The following is a 16,639-nucleotide window of genomic DNA, read 5'->3' on the forward strand; positions in this document are numbered from 1 at the left end:
TGTTTCAGTGGGCTATGGTGTAATTGGCAACACTACGGTTTCTGGTACCGTCATTCTAGGTTCGAGTCCTGGTAGCCCAGCGCAAGACCGAAGTAACAAGCCCCCGTTGTGTAGCGGCCTAGCACGCTGCCCTCTCACGGCAGTAGCGCCGGTTCGAATCCGGTCGGGGGTACAGATCCTTCCCGCGAGAACGTATGGGTCGCACCCACGTACTCGATGCAGGATCGCTAGGGCCCCCGTTGTGTAGCGGCCTAGCACGCTGCCCTCTCACGGCAGTAGCGCCGGTTCGAATCCGGTCGGGGGTACTCCACACCATGGGCTATGGTGTAATTGGCAACACTACGGTTTCTGGTACCGTCATTCTAGGTTCGAGTCCTGGTAGCCCAGCGCAAGTCAGCAGTAACCACGCCCCCGTTGTGTAGCGGCCTAGCACGCTGCCCTCTCACGGCAGTAGCGCCGGTTCGAATCCGGTCGGGGGTACAACACAGCAGTACGGCAAGGCCCTTCACCTCGGTGGAGGGCCTTTCGCATGCGCTCCGGCTCCTCCGCTGTGCCCCATCTGTGCGGCCTCCGTGGGGAATTGCTCCGGCACCTTCGGTGCCTCCATGCCCTGCGGGGTCACCTCCCGGGCGGGACGGGCCTGTTGGGCGAGGCGCGTCACATCGCGCGGGCCTTCGACAGCATCGGGGCGCGGGGCGCCCGCCGGTGAGATGTGGGTCACCGGCTGCCGGTCCTCGTGGCGACTCCCGCGCGTGCCGGAGGAGTTGGGCAGGGGCGGGAATGGTGGCGGCCGGCCGGGAAGAGGGGCGGCGGTGGACCGCCTGGCGCATCGCGCGCGTCCGGGGAGTGGGCACCGGAGGTTCCGGGAGCAGGCGCCGGGATGAGAGGGCCGCCACGGCGTTGGGGCGGCCTCGGGAGAGGCGGGGGAAGGGTGGAGCGGTCGGTGTGGGCGCGGGTTCAGGCCCGTGCGGCTCGGGTCCAGGCTGCGTGGCTCGGATCGAGGAGGCGCGGCTCGGGTCCCGGTCCGTGCGGCGCAGGGATCAGCCCGTGCGGCGCAGGGATCAGTCCGTGCGGCGCAGGGATCAGCCCGTGCGGCGCAGGGCCTCGCTCAGTCGTGCCGCAGAGTCGATGATGGCCTGCGCGTGCATCCGGCCCGGGTGGCGGGTGAGCCGCTCGATCGGGCCGGAGACGGACACCGCGGCGACCACCCGGTTCGACGGCCCGCGGACCGGGGCCGAGACCGAGGCGACGCCCGGCTCGCGCTCGCCGATCGACTGGGCCCAGCCCCGCCGCCGTACGCCGGAAAGGGCCGTCGCCGTGAAGCGGGCCCCCTGCAGGCCCCGGTGCAGACGCTCCGGCTCCTCCCAGGCCATCAGGATCTGCGCGGAGGAACCCGCCTTCATCGTGAGGGTGGAGCCGACCGGCACGGTGTCCCGCAGTCCGGACAGCCGCTCCGCCGCCGCCACGCAGATCCGCATGTCGCCCTGCCGGCGGTAGAGCTGCGCGCTCTCGCCGGTGATGTCGCGCAGATGTGTGAGTACGGGTCCGGCCGTCGCCAGGAGGCGGTCCTCGCCGGCCGCGGCCGCGAGCTCCGCGAGCCGGGGGCCGAGAATGAAACGGCCCTGCATGTCCCTCGCCACCATGCGGTGGTGTTCGAGTGCCACGGCCAGCCGGTGTGCCGTGGGTCGTGCGAGCCCTGTCGCCGCGACCAGCCCGGCGAGGGTGGCCGGACCGGACTCCAGGGCGCTCAATACCAGAGCTGCCTTGTCGAGAACGCCGACGCCGCTAGAGTTGTCCATACGACGATACTCGCGTCTCACTCTGTGAAACGCAAGTTCAATTTTCCCCGGAAGTTGCGAACCTGTACATGCGGTCGTACAACGGCCCGCAGCCACTGTCCCGCTCGGGGGTCCGGACGGCGGCACCCGAATCTCTAGTTGGGCCGGCGAAGACGCCGGCCGGAGGGAAAGCGATGGGTAGGACACTCGCGGAGAAGGTCTGGGACGACCACGTCGTCCGGCGCGCCGATGGCGAGCCCGACCTCCTCTTCATCGATCTGCACCTGCTGCACGAGGTGACCAGCCCGCAGGCGTTCGACGGTCTGCGCCAGGCCGGCCGCCCGGTGCGGCGTCTCGACCTCACCATCGCCACCGAGGACCACAACACCCCGACCCTCGACATCGACAAGCCGATCGCCGACCCGGTCTCCCGCGCCCAGCTGGAGACCCTGCGCAAGAACTGCGCGGACTTCGGCGTCCGGCTGCACCCGCTGGGTGACGTCGAGCAGGGCGTGGTGCACGTGGTCGGCCCGCAGCTCGGCCTGACCCAGCCCGGCACCACCGTCGTCTGCGGTGACTCGCACACCTCCACCCACGGCGCCTTCGGAGCGCTGGCCTTCGGTATCGGCACCAGCCAGGTCGAGCACGTCCTGGCCACCCAGACGCTGCCGCTGGCCCGTCCCCGGACGATGGCGATCACCGTCGAGGGCGAACTCCCCGACAGCGTCACGGCCAAGGACCTGATCCTGGCCATCATCGCCCGGATCGGCACCGGCGGCGGCCAGGGCTACATCCTCGAATACCGCGGCTCAGCCATCGAGAAGCTCTCGATGGAAGCCCGGATGACCATCTGCAACATGTCGATCGAGGCCGGCGCCCGCGCGGGCATGATCGCCCCCGACGAGACCACCTTCGACTACCTGCGGGGCCGTGACCACGCTCCCCAGGGCGAGGACTGGGACGTGGCGGTGGAGTACTGGAAGACGCTGCGCACCGACGACGACGCCGTCTTCGACGCCGAGGTCGTCATCGACGGTGCCGCGCTCGCGCCGTTCGTCACCTGGGGCACCAACCCCGGCCAGGGGGCGCCCCTGTCGGCGAACGTCCCCGACCCCGCTTCGTACGAGGACGCCTCGGAGCGCCACGCGGCCGAAAAGGCCCTGGAGTACATGGGGTTGACCGCCGGACAGCCGCTGCGTGAGATCAACGTGGACACGGTGTTCGTAGGTTCCTGCACCAACGGGCGCATCGAGGACCTGCGCAACGCCGCCTCGATCCTCGACGGCCGCAAAGTCGCCGACGGTGTGCGGATGCTGGTCGTCCCGGGTTCCGTCCGGGTGGCCCTGCAGGCTGTCGAGGAGGGCCTGGACAAGGTCTTCACCGCCGCCGGGGCCGAATGGCGGCACGCGGGCTGCTCGATGTGCCTCGGCATGAACCCCGACCAGCTCGCCCCCGGTGAGCGCTCCGCCTCCACCTCGAACCGGAACTTCGAGGGCAGGCAGGGCAAGGGCGGCCGCACGCATCTGGTCTCCCCGCAGGTCGCCGCCGCCACCGCCGTGCTGGGCCACCTGGCCTCGCCGGCAGATCTGTCCGACGCCCGTACGCCCGCCGGAGTCCGATAACCATGGAAGCATTCACCGCACACACCGGCCGGGCCGTCCCGCTGCGCCGCAGCAACGTCGACACCGACCAGATCATCCCCGCGCACTGGCTGAAGAAGGTCACCCGCGACGGCTTCGAGGACGGGCTCTTCGAGGCCTGGCGCAAGGACGAGAACTTCGTCCTCAACCGCCCCGAGCGCAAGGGCGCCTCCGTCCTGGTCGCCGGTCCCGACTTCGGCACGGGCTCCTCGCGTGAGCACGCGGTCTGGGCCCTGCAGAACTTCGGCTTCAAGGCCGTCATCTCCTCCCGCTTCGCCGACATCTTCCGTGGCAACTCCCTGAAGAACGGTCTGTTGACCGTCGTCCTCGACCAGAAGGTCGTCGACGCGCTCTGGGAGCTGACGGAGGCCGACCCGGAGGCGGAGATCACGGTCGACCTGGAGAAGCGCCAGGTCCTCGGCGACGGAATCACGGCCGACTTCGAGCTCGACGAGAACGCCCGCTGGCGACTGCTGAACGGGCTGGACGACATCAGCCTCACTCTTCAGAACGAAGCGGACATTGCGACTTATGAGGCGGCCAGGCCGTCCCACAAGCCGCGTACAATTGACGCCTGAGCAGCGCTTTTCCCGAACTGCGCCCCCTGTCATCCGGCAGGGGGCGCAGTCGCTTGTTGAGACCCCCTCGGGCGACAACTCGCCCCAGATGGCACAATCGGTGCATGGAACGCGACAGCCAACTCGAGCTCTATGGCCAAGTCGCCGACCGATTGAAAGAAGCGCACGCAAAGGTGCGCGCACTGCAAGTCCCGGAGGGCGTACGGATGGCGCTGTCCCGGAAGCTGCTGGTCGTCACGGCCGCGGCTAAGCACGATCTCCCAGGCGCGGCAAGGCGTCTGGACCGGTTGATGAAGGACCTCGATGAGGGCCGATTCCCCGAAGGTGACTGACTCTGCGGACAGCGCAGCGGTCGACTTCGTTGCGGCACTAGGGTGATTAGCCCGTTTCGTGTTTGATTTGCGGTATATATCTGCCTAACGTGCGAAAAAGCCTGAACAGTTTCGTTCCGGCAATGTCTCCGAAGGGGAAGACGTGAACAAGGCGCAGCTCGTAGAAGCGATTGCCGACAAGGTCGGCGGCCGCCAGCAGGCCGCAGACGCTGTCGACGTGGTACTCGACGCGATCGTCCGTGCGGTCGTCGCGGGGGACCGTGTCTCGGTCACCGGCTTCGGCTCGTTCGAGAAGGTCGACCGTCCCGCCCGGTACGCCCGCAACCCGCAGACGGGCGAGCGCGTGCGGGTCAAGAAGACCTCCGTGCCCCGCTTCCGCGCGGGACAGGGCTTCAAGGACCTGGTGAGCGGCTCCAAGAAGCTCCCCAAGGGCGGCGAGGTCTCCGTCAAGAAGGCTCCCAAGGGCAGCCTCTCGGGCGGTTCTTCCACCCGCACGACGGCCAAGGCGGCCGCGAAGAAGGCCACCGCCAAGAAGGCCACGGCACGCAAGACCACGGCGGCCGCGAAGAAGACCACGGCGGCGGCGAAGAAGACCACCGCCAAGAAGACCACCGCGGCGGCCAAGAAGGCGACCCCGGCGAAGAAGGCGACGGCCACGAAGAAGACCGTCGCCGCCAAGACGGCGCCCGCCAAGAAGGCCACGGCTAAGAAGGCGCCCGCGAAGAAGACCACGGCGCGCAAGACCACAGCCAAGAAGGCCACCGCACGCAAGAAGTGAGACCGGGCACCGCTCGTACCTCATACGCGCCGGGCCGGGCTCCCCTCGGGGAGCCCGGCCCGCGGGCTGTTCAGGGCCTGCTCAGAGCGTCTGCAACGTCACCAGGGTGATCCGGAGCGAGGCGCCCTCGCCCTCGGTCTCGATCCGCACCCGCTGGCCCGGGCGCAGCAGCCGCAGCCCTCCCGCGTCGAACGCGGTCGCGTCGAAGTCCACCGGGGTGCCGTCGTCGAGAAGCACGCTGCCCGTGCGGGTCCCGGAGTCGTACGTGAACGAGGTCGCCTGCATGAGTGGCAGCCTATCGGTCCGCGGCAGGCATCACCGAGGCCGTCAGTCCGGCGGTGAACCGCCCCACTCCCAGCGCCAGCGCCGCCCCCAGGTCGTCGCCCGTGTCCACGTCCCTGCGGACCGAATCGAGGCCCGGCAGCGCGACCTCCACGGCCCCGGACGCCAGGTGCCGTGCCCGTGACGCCCCGCCGAAGGCCGGCCGCAAATCCACCCCGGGTGCCGCGGAAAGAAATGTGGTGCCGATTCCCTGTGCATCGCCGACAAATGCGCGGGGGAATTTCGCAGAGAATTCGAGCACCCGATTCAATTCGTCGGGCCGCAGTGCGGGAAGATCCGCGTTGAGCACGGCCACCGCCGCGTCCCCGCACCGCGCGCGCACCCACCGCACCCCGTGCTCCAGTGCCGCGTTGAGCCCGGCCGCCGGGGTGTCGGCCACCGTGCGCGCGCCCAGCGCGGCGAGCGCCGCCCCGGCCACCGGATCGTCCGTGACGACCACCACATCAACCACCGCCCCGCAGGACAGCGCGGCCGACACGGTGTCCTGCGCGAACGCCAGGGCCAGGCGCGGACGCAGATCCCCGCCCACCGCCCGGCCGAGCCTGCTCTTCGCCCGTGCGAGCGGTTTAAGCGGCACGACCAGGGACCAGAGGCCGGTCGGGTCGGTGTTCGTGGCGATCTCCCCCTCCGTACACATCAGCCCTTATTCTCGCCTGCCGGTACGACAACCCGGAGGTCCGCCCCCACGGGTGAGGCGTACGGTGTTCTCCACACAGCAGGGGCCCGGGGCAGGACAGCACCGCCACGAGCCGCGCAACAGCTCAGTTCCTTAGAGGAAGGCGTCCGAGTGTCCCGCCGCAGAATCGGCTTCTGGTACCGCCTGGCGGCGGTCATCGCGAAACCGCCCCTGGTGGTTCTGTTCAAGCGGGACTGGCGGGGAATGGAACACATTCCGGCCGACGGCGGATTCATCACCGCGGTCAATCACAACTCCTATCTGGACCCGCTGTCGTACGGGCATTTCCAGTACAACACCGGACGTGTGCCGAGGCTCCTCGCCAAAGCCGGACTGTTCAGGACGCCTTTCGTCGGAATGATCCTGCGCGGCACCGGACAGATCCCCGTCTACCGCGAGACGACCAACGCGCTCGACGCCTTCCGCGCCGCGGTCGACGCCATCGAACGGGGCGAGTGCGTCGCCTTCTACCCGGAAGGCACGCTCACCCGCGACCCCGACATGTGGCCGATGGCCGGCAAGACCGGCGCCGCCCGGGTCGCGCTGATGACCAAGGCCCCGGTCATCCCCGTCGCCCAGTGGGGAGCCAACCTCGCGATGCCTCCCTACGCCACGGAGAACAAGCTCCGCCTGTTCCCCCGCAAGACCCTCCGGGTGCAGGCAGGACCGCCGGTGGACCTCTCCCGCTACTACGGCCTCGAGCCGACGCCCGACGTCCTGCGCCAGGCGACCGAGACCATCATGGCCGCGGTCACCGCCCAGCTCGAGGACGTACGCGGCGAGAAGGCCCCCGCCGAGCTCTACGATCACCGTAAGGCCCGTGCTGAACAGCGGCGCAAGGCAGAGGGAAAGGGATCGACGTGACGCACCCCGCAAAGGCGGCCGTCTTCGGAACCGGCTCATGGGGTACGGCCTTCGCCATGGTCCTCGCCGACGCCGGCTGCGACGTGACCCTCTGGGGCCGTCGTGCCGAGGTGGCCGAGGCCGTCAACACGACCCGTACCAACCCCGGCTACCTCCCGGGCGTCGAGCTGCCCGCCTCGGTCCGGGCGACGACCGACCCCGCCGAGGCGCTGCGCGGCGCCGACTTCGCCGTCCTCGTCGTGCCCTCGCAGACCCTGCGTGCCAACCTCGCCGACTGGGCGCGGCACCTGGAGCCCCACACCGTCCTCGTCTCCCTGATGAAGGGCGTCGAACTCGGCACCGCCAAGCGGATGAGCGAGGTCATCGAGGACGTCACCGAGGTCGCCCCGGACCGGATCGCGGTCATCACCGGTCCCAACCTCGCCAAGGAGATCGCCGAACGCCGCCCCGCGGCGGCAGTCGTCGCCTGCTCCGACGAGGACGTCGCCCGGCGCCTCCAGGCCGCCTGCCACACCCCGTACTTCCGGCCGTACACCAACACCGATGTGGTCGGCTGCGAGCTCGGCGGCGCCGTGAAGAACGTCATCGGCCTCGCCGTGGGCATCGCCGACGGCATGGGCCTCGGTGACAACGCCAAGGGCTCCCTCATCACCCGCGGCCTCGCCGAGACGACCCGGCTGGGGCTCGCCATGGGCGCCGACCCGCTCACCTTCTCCGGACTTGCCGGGCTCGGCGACCTGGTGGCGACCTGCTCCTCGCCGCTCTCGCGGAACCACACCTTCGGTACCAACCTCGGACGGGGGATGACGCTCCAGGAGACCGTCGCCGTCACGAGCCAGACCGCCGAGGGCGTCAAGTCCTGCGAATCCGTGCTCGATCTGGCGCGCAGGCACGATGTCGACATGCCGATCACCGAGACCGTTGTCGGCATCGTCCACGAGGGCAAGCCGCCGGTGGTCGCGCTCAAGGAGCTGATGTCGCGCAGCGCCAAGCCCGAGCGACGCTGACTCGAGCCCTACCAGCAGGTACGCTCATCGCGATATGAGCAGCCAGAACCTCCCCCAGCGCCCTGAGAGCCCCCTGAGCTCCGAGCAGAGCTCCGAGCCGGGCCGCAAGCCGCGTGTGGCCGTCGTGTTCGGCGGCCGGAGCTCCGAACACGGCATCTCGGTCGTCACGGCCGGTGCCATCATGAGCGCCGTCGACCGGACGAAGTACGACGTCCTGCCGATCGGCATCACCAGGGACGGACGTTGGGTCCTCACGTCCGACGACCCGGCCCGGATGGCCATCGCGGACCGCCGGGTGCCCGACGTGGACCAGCTGGCCGACTCGGCGCAGGGCGTCGTGACGCTCTCCGTCGACCCCGGCAACCGTGACGTCGTAGTGAGCGAACCCGGTTCGGTGCCCACGGCCCTGGGCGAGGTCGACGTCGTCTTCCCCGTGCTGCACGGCCCCTACGGCGAGGACGGCACGCTCCAGGGGCTCCTGGAGCTCTCCGGCGTGCCCTACGTCGGCGCCGGTGTCCTGTCCTCGGCCGTCGGCCAGGACAAGGAGTACATGAAGCGGGTGTTCACCTCCTTCGGGCTGCCGGTCGGCCCGTACGAGGTCGTCCGTCCCCGTGAGTGGGACACGGACCGCCCCGCCGCCCGCAAGCGCGTCATGGAGTTCGCGGCCGAACACGGCTGGCCGCTCTTCATCAAGCCCGCCCGCGGCGGCTCCTCCATGGGCATCACCAAGGTCGACGACGCGGCCGGGCTCGACGAGGCGATCGAGGAGGCCCGCCGGCACGACCCCAAGTTCATCGTGGAGTCACTGCTGCGCGGCCGGGAGATCGAGTGCGGTGTGCTGGAGTTCGACGAGGGACCGCGCGCCAGCGTGCCCGCGGAGATCCCGCCCGTCACCGCGCACGACTTCTACGACTTCGAGGCCAAGTACATCGACTCGGCGGCAGGACTGGTGCCCGCACCGCTCACCGAGGAGCAGACCGCCGAGGTGCAGCGGCTCGCCGTCGAGGCCTTCGAGGCGGCCTCCTGCGAGGGCCTGGTGCGCGCCGACTTCTTCCTCACCGAGGACGGCACGTTCGTCATCAACGAGATCAACACCATGCCGGGCTTCACCCCGATCTCCATGTTCCCGCGCATGTGGCAGGTGAGCGGCGTGGAGTATCCGGAGCTGGTGGACCGGCTGATCACGGCCGCGCTGAACCGCTCCACCGGCCTGCGCTGATCCCTGAGGGCTGTCCCGCCCGGGGCAGCCCTCAGAGACTTTTGGGGATCGTCTTCCTGACGGGCACGGCGAACGCGGACAACGGGGTGATGTCATGGGCGTACTCAATCCCGAGCGTCACATCGACATACGCCTTGCGGTAAGTCGTCGTGAACCGGGGGCCGGCACCATCGCGCTGCTCGATCAGCCAGTTGACGCCGTCCGCGTTGACGCCCGTGCGGGAAGTGTCCATCTTCGCGGGCCGGGGGACGCCGCAGCGCAGTACGATCGCCCCGTCCCCCCAGCCGGCGGTCAGGTCCGAGTCCGGTGAAGGATCACTCCGTTCCAGACCGGCGACGGTCTCCGGCAGCTCCTCGTGCAGCTTCTCGCAGTACCCGGCGGCCTCCGACGAGGGCGCGGGTACCTGCACCGACGGCTGGTCACCGCCGAAGGAGCAGCCCGCCACGGCCAGGACGAGCAGGGCGGCGGACGGGGCGAGTACACGGGATCTGGGGGACCGGCGGCGGGTGTGAGTCACCGGACCAGCGTAGACAGGGGTCAGAGGTGGACGACCGGGCAGGTCAGGGTACGCGTGATGCCGTCCACCTGCTGGACCTTGGCGACCACCATGCGGCCGAGTGCGTCGACCGTGTCGGCCTGCGCGCGCACCACCACGTCGTAGGGGCCTGTGACGTCCTCTGCCTGGATCACTCCCGGAAGCTTTGCGATGGTCTCGGCGACGATCGACGCCTTGCCCACCTCGGTCTGGATGAGGATGTACGCCTGTACCACGGAACCTCCAGGGCGGCCACGAGGATCATGTGGGGGAAAGGGACGCCACGTTATCGCGTCGCCCCGCGCCGCGGGGAGACCTACGGGCCGGTTGACGCCCACAGCGTGGCGTACGCACCACACAAGTTGACGTATCCCTTGACGGTACCGACAGCAGTTGGGGCTCGCGACCGCAAGCCCACCGGTGCGGGAGGGGGACAGTGATGCCTGCACGTCCCGGGGCCACCGGCTCCCGTGGGCCGTCCGCCCACGGTCCGGGCCTCCGGCCGCTGAAGCAGCCCGGACAGGTGTCCGGTGCGATAGATGAGAGGTGAGTCTCGGTGAAGGGAACCGTGGGCGAGTTGGGGGAGTTCGGGCTCATCAGGGAGCTCACTTCCCGGCTCACCACCACTCCGGCGGTACGGCTGGGACCCGGCGACGACGCCGCGGTCGTGGCCGCTCCCGACCGCAGGGTCGTGGCCAGTACGGACATCCTGCTGGAAGGGCGGCACTTCCGCCGTGACTGGTCGACGGCGTACGACGTCGGCCGCAAGGCCGCCGCGCAGAACCTCGCCGACATCGCGGCCATGGGCGCGGTGCCCACGGCGCTGCTGCTCGGCCTCGTCGTACCGGCCGACCTGCCGGTCACCTGGGCCGCCGAGCTGATGGACGGACTGCGCGACGAATGCCAGGTCGCCGGTGCGGCCGTGGTCGGCGGTGACGTCGTCGGCGGCGACACCATCACCGTCTCGATCACCGCGCTCGGTGACCTGCGCAACCACGAACCCGTCACCCGGGCCGGAGCCCGGCCCGGCGACGTCGTGGCCGTCACCGGATGGCTCGGCTGGTCGGCTGCCGGATTCGCCGTGCTCTCGCGGGGGTTCCGCTCGCCGCGCGCGTTCGTCGAGGCCCACCGGCGCCCCGAACCGCCGTACCACGCGGGCCCCGCGGCGGCCGGGCTGGGCGCCACGGCCATGACCGACGTCAGCGACGGGCTCGTGGCCGACCTCGGGCACATCGCCGAGGCCAGCAAGGTCCGCATCGACCTGCGTTCCGGGCTCATCGACATCCCCTCGCAGATGTCCGACATCGGGCAGGCCGTCGGGGTCGACCCGCTGCAGTGGGTGCTCACCGGGGGAGAGGACCACGCGATCGTGGCGACGTTCCCGTCCGACGTGAAGCTCCCCGCCCGCTGGAAGGTCATCGGAGAGGTCCTCAACCCGTCGGCGCTGCCCCAGGTCACCGTCGACGGGGCGCCGTGGACGAGCAAGGGCGGCTGGGACCATTTCGGATCCATCGAGGACGCTTAGGGCGTGCTCGGGAATTCCCGCCTGCCCGGCGACCGGGCGGACGGCGCTACTTCCCGACCACGCCCTAGTAGATTCCGGGGCATGACCGCACCTGCCCCGATACCGCCCCGTGTCCTTACCGTCGCCGGATCCGACTCCGGCGGCGGTGCGGGCATCCAGGCCGACCTGAAGACGATGCTGGCCCTCGGTACCCACGGGATGAGCGTGCTGACCGCGGTGACCGCCCAGAACTCGCTGGGCGTGCAAGGTGCCTGGGAGCTCCCTGCGGACGCCGTACGCGCCCAGTACCGCAGTGTGGTCGACGACATCGGCGTCCAGGCGGTGAAGACCGGCATGCTGTCCTCGGCCGCGCTCGTCGACACCGTCGCCGAACTCCTCGCCGGGACGGACGCACCCGTCGTCGTCGACCCCGTCGGGGTCTCCAAGCACGGGGACGCGCTGCTGGCCGCCGAGGCCCTCGACTCCGTACGCACGAAGCTGCTGCCCGTCGCCACCGTCGCCACCCCGAATCTCGACGAGGTGACCCAGCTCACCGGTGTCGTCGTCACCGACGGGACGGGAATGCGCAGGGCCGCGACGGAGATGCTCGCCTTCGGACCCCGCTGGGTGGTGATCAAGGGCGGTCATCTGCCCGGCGAGGCCGTCGACCTGCTGACGGACGGCAGCGAGGAGCACTGGCTGCGCGCACCGAGGCACGACAACCGGCACACCCACGGCACCGGCTGCACCCTCGCCTCCGCCATCGCGTGCGGACTCGCCCGCGGCCAGGACGTCCCGACGGCGGTGCGGGGCGCGAAGGAGTACGTCACCGGCGCGATCCGGGCCGGCTTCGCGCTGGGCGGCGGGATCGGCCCCGTCGATCACGGCTGGCTCGCCCGCCCCGCCCTCTGAAGCACAGCAAAAAGCCGGTCCACCGAGGTGGACCGGCTTTTTGGGCAACCGGAAGGCTGCGCTACGACGGGGACGTCAGCGCGCGACCTTGCCGGCCTTGATGCACGAGGTGCAGACGTTGAGCCGCTTCGGCGTCCGACCGACCACGGCACGCACGCGCTGGATGTTGGGATTCCAGCGACGGGACGTACGGCGGTGCGAGTGCGAAATGCTGTTGCCGAAGCTCGGCCCCTTGCCGCAAACGTCGCAGTTGGCAGCCACGGGTCACTCCAAAGACTTCAGATGCACTTACAGTGAATTCCGGCGCGCCGGAATCATTTTACTGAAGTGGCGGCACCGGAGGGATTGGCCCGACTTTCGTCGGGCAACCGAAGCAGCATACAACGCCTGCTTCGGAGATACGAAACTACCACGGCTCCCCGGGAGCTCCGTCCCCCACCTGCGCCCGAAGGGCCCGAGGACGAGGGCTACCCTGCGGTGCAGCCAGCCCCCCACGGCCGTCCCAAGGAGGACCAACGGTGCCGCAGTCCCCCGACGATCTTGACGCCGTCGCGGTGCGCACCTGGTGCTCACTGGCACTGGAGGCCCTCGGCCGGGAGCGTGCGGCCATCGACTCCATCAATGTCTATCCCGTCGCCGACGGGGACACCGGCACCAACCTGTACCTCACCGTCGAATCGGCGGCCGCGGCCGTCGAAGCGGTCTTCGCCGCCCACGAGACCGGCTCCTCCGTGCCCGCCCCCGCCGACGCCGTACGGGCCATGGCGCACGGCGCGCTGATCGGCGCCCGGGGGAACTCGGGGACCATCCTGGCCCAGCTGCTGCGCGGCATGGCCTCTGTGCTGGCCGAGTCGGGTGACCCGGAACACCTGCGGGCCGCGCTGACGGAGGCCGCCGAAGCGGCACGGCTGGCCGTCGCCCATCCCGTCGAGGGCACGGTGCTCACCGTCGCCTCGGCCGCGGCCGAGGCCGCCCGGGCCGCGGACGGGAGCGCGGGCCTCAAGGACGTGGTCGAGGCGGCGTACGAAGGGGCGCGGGCCGCTCTGGCGGCCACCCCCGGGCAGCTGGCCGTCCTCGGACGCGTGGGCGTTGTGGACGCGGGCGGACAGGGCCTGGTGACGGTGCTCGGCGCACTGCTGGAAGCGGTCGGCGGACGGGCGCGGGAGCGAGCCGTCCTGCCTGCCCCCGAGGTCCTGCCCATGACCGGCGACTGCGCCGACGCGGATCCGGACGGCGGGCCGGCCTTCGAGGTCATCTATCTGCTGGAGGCCCCCGACGACGCGGTCGCCCGGCTGCGCAGCCGGCTGGACGCCCTGGGGGAATCCCTCGTCGTGGTCGGAGGCGACGGCCTGTGGAACGTCCACGTCCACGCCGACGACGCCGGGGCGGCCGTCGAGGCCGGCGTGGAGGCAGGCCGGCCCTACCGGATCCGGATCACCCACTTCGCCGCCGACCGGGTCCGCGCCCACCGGGAGCCCGTCCAGCGCGCGGTCGTCGTGGTCGTCCCCGGCGACGGGCTCTCCGGCCTGTGCACCGAGGCCGGGGCGACCACCGTGCTGGCGAGGCCCGGCGAGCCGCCCGCCAGCGGCGAACTGGTCGACGCCATCCGGCGGGCACACGCCCGCGAGGTGGTCCTGCTGCCCAACGACGCGCAGCTGCGCCACACCGCCGCCGCGGCCGCCGAACAGGCGAGGACCGAAGGCATCCGGGTCGCCCTGGTACCCACCCGCGCGGCAGTGCAGGGCATCGCCGCGCTCGCAGTCCACGAGCCGGACCGCAGCTTCGACGAGGACGTCGTCGCGATGACGTCGGCGGCCGGTGCCACCCGGTACGCCGAACTGGCCGTCGCCGAAAGGCAGTCGTGGACCATGGCGGGCATCTGCCAGGCGGGCGACATCCTCGGCATGATCGACGGGGACGTCGCCGTCATCGGTGAGGACGTCCCCGGCACGGCCCGGACGGTCCTGGACCGGATGCTGTCGGCCGGTGGCGAACTCGTCACACTGATCCTGGGCGAAGACATGTCCGACACCCTGGCCGACGAGCTGGGTGAACACATCCGCGAGGGCTACCTGGCCGTGGACACGGTCGTCTACAGGGGCGGCCACCAGGCGGCACCCCTGCTGATCGGCGTCGAGTGACACGTCGCCCGGCGCCGCGCACGGAGACATTTGTCAGTGGCTTGGTGTGCAATGGACCGCGTGTCCGCTTTCGATGAACCCCTCAAGAAGCTGCTCGGCGGAGCCACCGCGAAGGTGATGGCCGAACACCTCGACCTGCACACGGTCGGTGATCTGCTGCACCACTACCCGCGGCGCTACGAGGAGCGGGGCCGTCTCACGGCGCTCACCGAGCTCCCGCTGGACGAGCACGTGACGGTCGTCGCACAGGTCGCCGACGCGCGGATCATGATGTTCAACAACGGCCGCGGCAAGCGGCTGGAGGTCACGCTCACCGACGGGAGCGGCAGGCTCCAACTGGTCTTCTTCGGACACGGTGTCCACAAGCCCCACAAGGAGCTCCTGCCCGGCCGGCGGGCGATGTTCGCCGGCAAGGCCTCCGTGTTCAACCGGAAGATGCAGCTCGCCCACCCCACCTACCAGCTCCTCGACGCCCACGACGAGGAGGAGGCGAGCGAGGCCGTCGACGCCTTCGCGGGGCAGCTGCTGCCGATCTACCCGGCCTGTAAACAGCTCGACTCGTGGCGGATCGCCAAGGCGGTCGACACGGTCCTGCCGAGCGCGCAGGAAGCGGTGGACCCGCTTCCCCCGTCGCTGCGCGAGGGACGTGGATTCGTCCCCCTTCCCGAGGCACTGCTCAGGATCCACCGTCCGCAGACCAAGGCGGACATCGCGGCCGCGCGTGACCGGCTGCGCTGGGACGAGGCCTTCGTCCTCCAGATCGCGCTCGCCCGCCGCCGCTACGCCGACACCCAACTCCCCGCAGCGGCCCGGAAACCCGTCCCCGACGGGCTCCTGGACGCCTTCGACGCCACACTCCCCTTCACTCTCACCGAGGGCCAGCAGAAGGTCACCGGGGAGATCTTCGACGCCCTGGCGACGGAACACCCCATGCACCGGCTGCTCCAGGGGGAGGTCGGCTCCGGCAAGACGCTGGTCGCCCTGCGCGCCATGCTCCGGGTCGTCGACGCGGGCGGCCAGGCGGCGATGCTCGCGCCCACCGAGGTGCTGGCCCAGCAGCACCACCGGTCGATCACCGAGATGATGGGCGAGCTCGCCGAAGGAGGGATGCTCGGCGGCTCCGACCTGGGCACGAAGGTCGTCCTGCTCACCGGCTCCATGGGCACGGCGGCCCGTCGGCAGGCTCTGCTAGACCTGGTCACGGGCGAGGCCGGGATCGTTATCGGCACCCATGCGCTGATTCAGGACAAGGTCCAGTTCCACGACCTCGGACTGGTCGTCGTCGACGAACAGCACCGCTTCGGGGTGGAACAGCGGGACGCGCTGCGTTCCAAGGGGAAGCAGCCGCCCCACCTGCTCGTCATGACGGCCACCCCCATTCCCCGTACGGTCGCGATGACCGTCTTCGGTGATCTGGAGACGTCCGTGCTCGACCAGCTCCCGGCCGGCCGGTCGCCGATCGCGAGCCATGTCGTCCCGGCCAAGGACAAACCCCACTTCCTCAGCCGCGCCTGGGACCGCGTGCGCGAGGAGGTGGAGAACGGCCACCAGGCGTACGTCGTGTGTCCCCGCATCGGTGACGACGCCGACGAGGCCGCGGAGAAGAAGGGGAAGGCCGGGAAGAAGCAGGCCGCCCCCGAGGACGACGGCGAGAAGCGGCCGCCGCTCGCCGTGCTGGACATCGCGGAACAGCTCGCCAAGGGCCCGCTCGCCGGTCTTCGTGTCGAGGTCCTGCACGGCCGGATGCCGCCCGACGACAAGGACGACGTCATGCGCCGGTTCGCCGCAGGCCAGGCCGACGTCCTGGTCGCCACCACGGTCATCGAGGTCGGGGTCAACGTCCCCAACGCGACCGCCATGGTGATCATGGACGCGGACCGCTTCGGAGTGTCCCAGCTGCACCAGCTCAGGGGCCGTGTCGGGCGCGGCAGCGCGCCCGGCCTCTGCCTGCTGGTCAGTGAGGCCCACGAGGCGAGCCCCGCCCGGGCCAGGCTCTCCGCGGTGGCCGCCACCCTCGACGGTTTCGAGCTCTCCCGCATCGACCTCGAACAGCGGCGCGAGGGCGACGTCCTCGGCCAGGCGCAGTCCGGAGTCCGTTCCTCCCTGCGGGTGCTCAGCGTCATCGACGACGAGGAGGTCATCGCGGCGGCCCGCGAGGAGGCCGTCCGCGTCGTAGCCGACGATCCCGGGCTCGAGCGGCTGCCGGAGCTGCGCACAGCACTGGACGCCCTCCTCGACAAGGACCGGGAGGAGTACCTCGACAAGGGGTGACCGGGCGGATCCCCGGCGACGCCATATCGTGGGGAGCACGGCGCACGTCCCTTCCGGTGTGC

At 70.4% G+C, this 16,639-nt stretch carries 17 protein-coding genes and 5 tRNA genes; 16 read left to right on the top strand and 6 right to left on the bottom strand.

Annotated features, from left to right (window positions below):
- Nucleotides 1-8: 8 nt before the first annotated feature.
- The 5 genes from HED23_RS07740 to HED23_RS07760 all read left to right on the top strand — a co-directional run bounded on the left by HED23_RS07740 (nt 9) and on the right by HED23_RS07760 (nt 480).
- Nucleotides 9-80, top strand: a tRNA-Gln gene (locus HED23_RS07740).
- Between the two features lie 19 nt (nt 81-99).
- Nucleotides 100-172 (top strand) — tRNA-Glu (locus HED23_RS07745).
- Between the two features lie 60 nt (nt 173-232).
- Nucleotides 233-305: transfer RNA gene (locus HED23_RS07750), tRNA-Glu, on the top strand.
- Nucleotides 306-315: 10 nt separating this feature from the next.
- Nucleotides 316-387, top strand: a tRNA-Gln gene (locus HED23_RS07755).
- 20 nt (nt 388-407) lie between these two features.
- Nucleotides 408-480 (top strand) — tRNA-Glu (locus HED23_RS07760).
- Between the two features lie 602 nt (nt 481-1,082).
- On the opposite strand, the gene ndgR is transcribed toward HED23_RS07760, so the two are convergent.
- A complete protein-coding gene (gene ndgR / locus HED23_RS07765; RefSeq protein WP_033303994.1) occupies nt 1,083-1,799 on the bottom strand; it encodes an IclR family transcriptional regulator NdgR in 717 nt (238 codons plus the stop codon).
- Between the two features lie 173 nt (nt 1,800-1,972).
- On the opposite strand from ndgR, the gene leuC reads away from it, so the two are divergent.
- From leuC to HED23_RS07785, 4 genes are all read left to right on the top strand, one after another.
- Nucleotides 1,973-3,400, top strand: coding sequence for a 3-isopropylmalate dehydratase large subunit (leuC, locus tag HED23_RS07770; RefSeq protein ID WP_203182672.1), 1,428 nt, complete (start codon nt 1,973-1,975; stop codon nt 3,398-3,400).
- A gap of 2 nt (nt 3,401-3,402) precedes the next feature.
- Nucleotides 3,403-3,996, top strand: a complete 594-nt coding sequence (leuD, locus tag HED23_RS07775; protein ID WP_203182673.1) for a 3-isopropylmalate dehydratase small subunit — start codon at nt 3,403-3,405, stop codon at nt 3,994-3,996.
- A 104-nt stretch (nt 3,997-4,100) separates the two neighbouring features.
- Nucleotides 4,101-4,328, top strand: coding sequence for a hypothetical protein (locus HED23_RS07780; protein ID WP_031100634.1), 228 nt, complete (start codon nt 4,101-4,103; stop codon nt 4,326-4,328).
- 142 nt (nt 4,329-4,470) lie between these two features.
- The gene (locus tag HED23_RS07785) at nt 4,471-5,106 is read left to right on the top strand and encodes an HU family DNA-binding protein (RefSeq protein WP_203182674.1); all 636 of its coding nucleotides are present in this window, start codon (nt 4,471-4,473) and stop codon (nt 5,104-5,106) included.
- Nucleotides 5,107-5,187: 81 nt separating this feature from the next.
- On the opposite strand, the gene HED23_RS07790 is transcribed toward HED23_RS07785, so the two are convergent.
- Nucleotides 5,188-5,391, bottom strand: coding sequence for a hypothetical protein (locus HED23_RS07790; protein ID WP_203182675.1), 204 nt, complete (start codon nt 5,389-5,391; stop codon nt 5,188-5,190).
- A 10-nt stretch (nt 5,392-5,401) separates the two neighbouring features.
- Complete coding sequence (cofC, locus tag HED23_RS07795) at nt 5,402-6,085, bottom strand: 2-phospho-L-lactate guanylyltransferase (RefSeq protein ID WP_203182676.1); 684 nt, start codon at nt 6,083-6,085, stop codon at nt 5,402-5,404.
- 150 nt (nt 6,086-6,235) lie between these two features.
- On the opposite strand from cofC, the gene HED23_RS07800 reads away from it, so the two are divergent.
- From HED23_RS07800 to HED23_RS07810, 3 genes are read left to right on the top strand one after another with little or no spacing between them, the layout of a single operon-like run.
- Entirely contained in the window at nt 6,236-6,988 is a 753-nt protein-coding gene (locus HED23_RS07800) for a lysophospholipid acyltransferase family protein (protein ID WP_203182677.1), read from the top strand.
- Nucleotides 6,985-7,995 carry an NAD(P)H-dependent glycerol-3-phosphate dehydrogenase gene (locus tag HED23_RS07805; RefSeq protein ID WP_203182678.1) on the top strand — a complete coding sequence of 337 codons (1,011 nt, stop codon included), beginning with the start codon at nt 6,985-6,987 and terminating at the stop codon, nt 7,993-7,995. Before HED23_RS07800 ends, HED23_RS07805 begins: the two co-directional genes overlap by 4 nt.
- Before the next feature lie 34 nt (nt 7,996-8,029).
- Nucleotides 8,030-9,214 (top strand): D-alanine--D-alanine ligase family protein, encoded by a 1,185-nt coding sequence (locus HED23_RS07810; protein ID WP_203182679.1) that lies wholly within the window; start codon nt 8,030-8,032, stop codon nt 9,212-9,214.
- A gap of 31 nt (nt 9,215-9,245) precedes the next feature.
- On the opposite strand, the gene HED23_RS07815 is transcribed toward HED23_RS07810, so the two are convergent.
- Nucleotides 9,246-9,731, bottom strand: a complete 486-nt coding sequence (locus tag HED23_RS07815; protein ID WP_203182680.1) for a DUF3515 domain-containing protein — start codon at nt 9,729-9,731, stop codon at nt 9,246-9,248.
- 20 nt (nt 9,732-9,751) lie between these two features.
- Nucleotides 9,752-9,985, bottom strand: a complete 234-nt coding sequence (locus HED23_RS07820; RefSeq protein ID WP_014153840.1) for an Lrp/AsnC ligand binding domain-containing protein — start codon at nt 9,983-9,985, stop codon at nt 9,752-9,754.
- A 320-nt stretch (nt 9,986-10,305) separates the two neighbouring features.
- On the opposite strand from HED23_RS07820, the gene HED23_RS07825 reads away from it, so the two are divergent.
- Together HED23_RS07825 and thiD are read left to right on the top strand one after the other, a co-directional pair.
- The gene (locus tag HED23_RS07825) at nt 10,306-11,274 is read left to right on the top strand and encodes a thiamine-phosphate kinase (RefSeq protein ID WP_203182681.1); all 969 of its coding nucleotides are present in this window, start codon (nt 10,306-10,308) and stop codon (nt 11,272-11,274) included.
- A gap of 81 nt (nt 11,275-11,355) precedes the next feature.
- Nucleotides 11,356-12,165, top strand: a complete 810-nt coding sequence (thiD, locus tag HED23_RS07830) for a bifunctional hydroxymethylpyrimidine kinase/phosphomethylpyrimidine kinase (protein WP_203182682.1) — start codon at nt 11,356-11,358, stop codon at nt 12,163-12,165.
- Between the two features lie 75 nt (nt 12,166-12,240).
- Here the strand turns inward: thiD and rpmB are convergent, their stop codons facing one another.
- Complete coding sequence (gene rpmB, locus HED23_RS07835) at nt 12,241-12,426, bottom strand: 50S ribosomal protein L28 (RefSeq protein WP_003965989.1); 186 nt, start codon at nt 12,424-12,426, stop codon at nt 12,241-12,243.
- A gap of 257 nt (nt 12,427-12,683) precedes the next feature.
- On the opposite strand from rpmB, the gene HED23_RS07840 reads away from it, so the two are divergent.
- The gene (locus tag HED23_RS07840) at nt 12,684-14,306 is read left to right on the top strand and encodes a DAK2 domain-containing protein (RefSeq protein ID WP_203182683.1); all 1,623 of its coding nucleotides are present in this window, start codon (nt 12,684-12,686) and stop codon (nt 14,304-14,306) included.
- Between the two features lie 51 nt (nt 14,307-14,357).
- The gene (gene recG, locus HED23_RS07845) at nt 14,358-16,577 is read left to right on the top strand and encodes an ATP-dependent DNA helicase RecG (RefSeq protein ID WP_203182684.1); all 2,220 of its coding nucleotides are present in this window, start codon (nt 14,358-14,360) and stop codon (nt 16,575-16,577) included.
- Nucleotides 16,578-16,639 lie beyond the last annotated feature (62 nt).

The sequence above is a fragment of the Streptomyces pratensis genome, assembly GCF_016804005.1.
Lineage (GTDB): Bacteria > Actinomycetota > Actinomycetes > Streptomycetales > Streptomycetaceae > Streptomyces > Streptomyces pratensis_A.

Bases quoted from the DNA above. Each gene is read 5' to 3' on its own strand.
- thiD (WP_203182682.1), top strand. From the start codon at position 11,356: ATGACCGCACCTGCCCCGATACCGCCCCGTGTCCTTACCGTCGCCGGA.
- ndgR (WP_033303994.1), bottom strand. From the start codon at position 1,799: ATGGACAACTCTAGCGGCGTCGGCGTTCTCGACAAGGCAGCTCTGGTA.
- recG (WP_203182684.1), top strand. From the start codon at position 14,358: ATGGACCGCGTGTCCGCTTTCGATGAACCCCTCAAGAAGCTGCTCGGC.
- HED23_RS07780 (WP_031100634.1), top strand. From the start codon at position 4,101: ATGGAACGCGACAGCCAACTCGAGCTCTATGGCCAAGTCGCCGACCGA.
- cofC (WP_203182676.1), bottom strand. From the start codon at position 6,085: ATGTGTACGGAGGGGGAGATCGCCACGAACACCGACCCGACCGGCCTC.
- leuD (WP_203182673.1), top strand. From the start codon at position 3,403: ATGGAAGCATTCACCGCACACACCGGCCGGGCCGTCCCGCTGCGCCGC.
- leuC (WP_203182672.1), top strand. From the start codon at position 1,973: ATGGGTAGGACACTCGCGGAGAAGGTCTGGGACGACCACGTCGTCCGG.
- HED23_RS07810 (WP_203182679.1), top strand. From the start codon at position 8,030: ATGAGCAGCCAGAACCTCCCCCAGCGCCCTGAGAGCCCCCTGAGCTCC.
- HED23_RS07790 (WP_203182675.1), bottom strand. From the start codon at position 5,391: ATGCAGGCGACCTCGTTCACGTACGACTCCGGGACCCGCACGGGCAGC.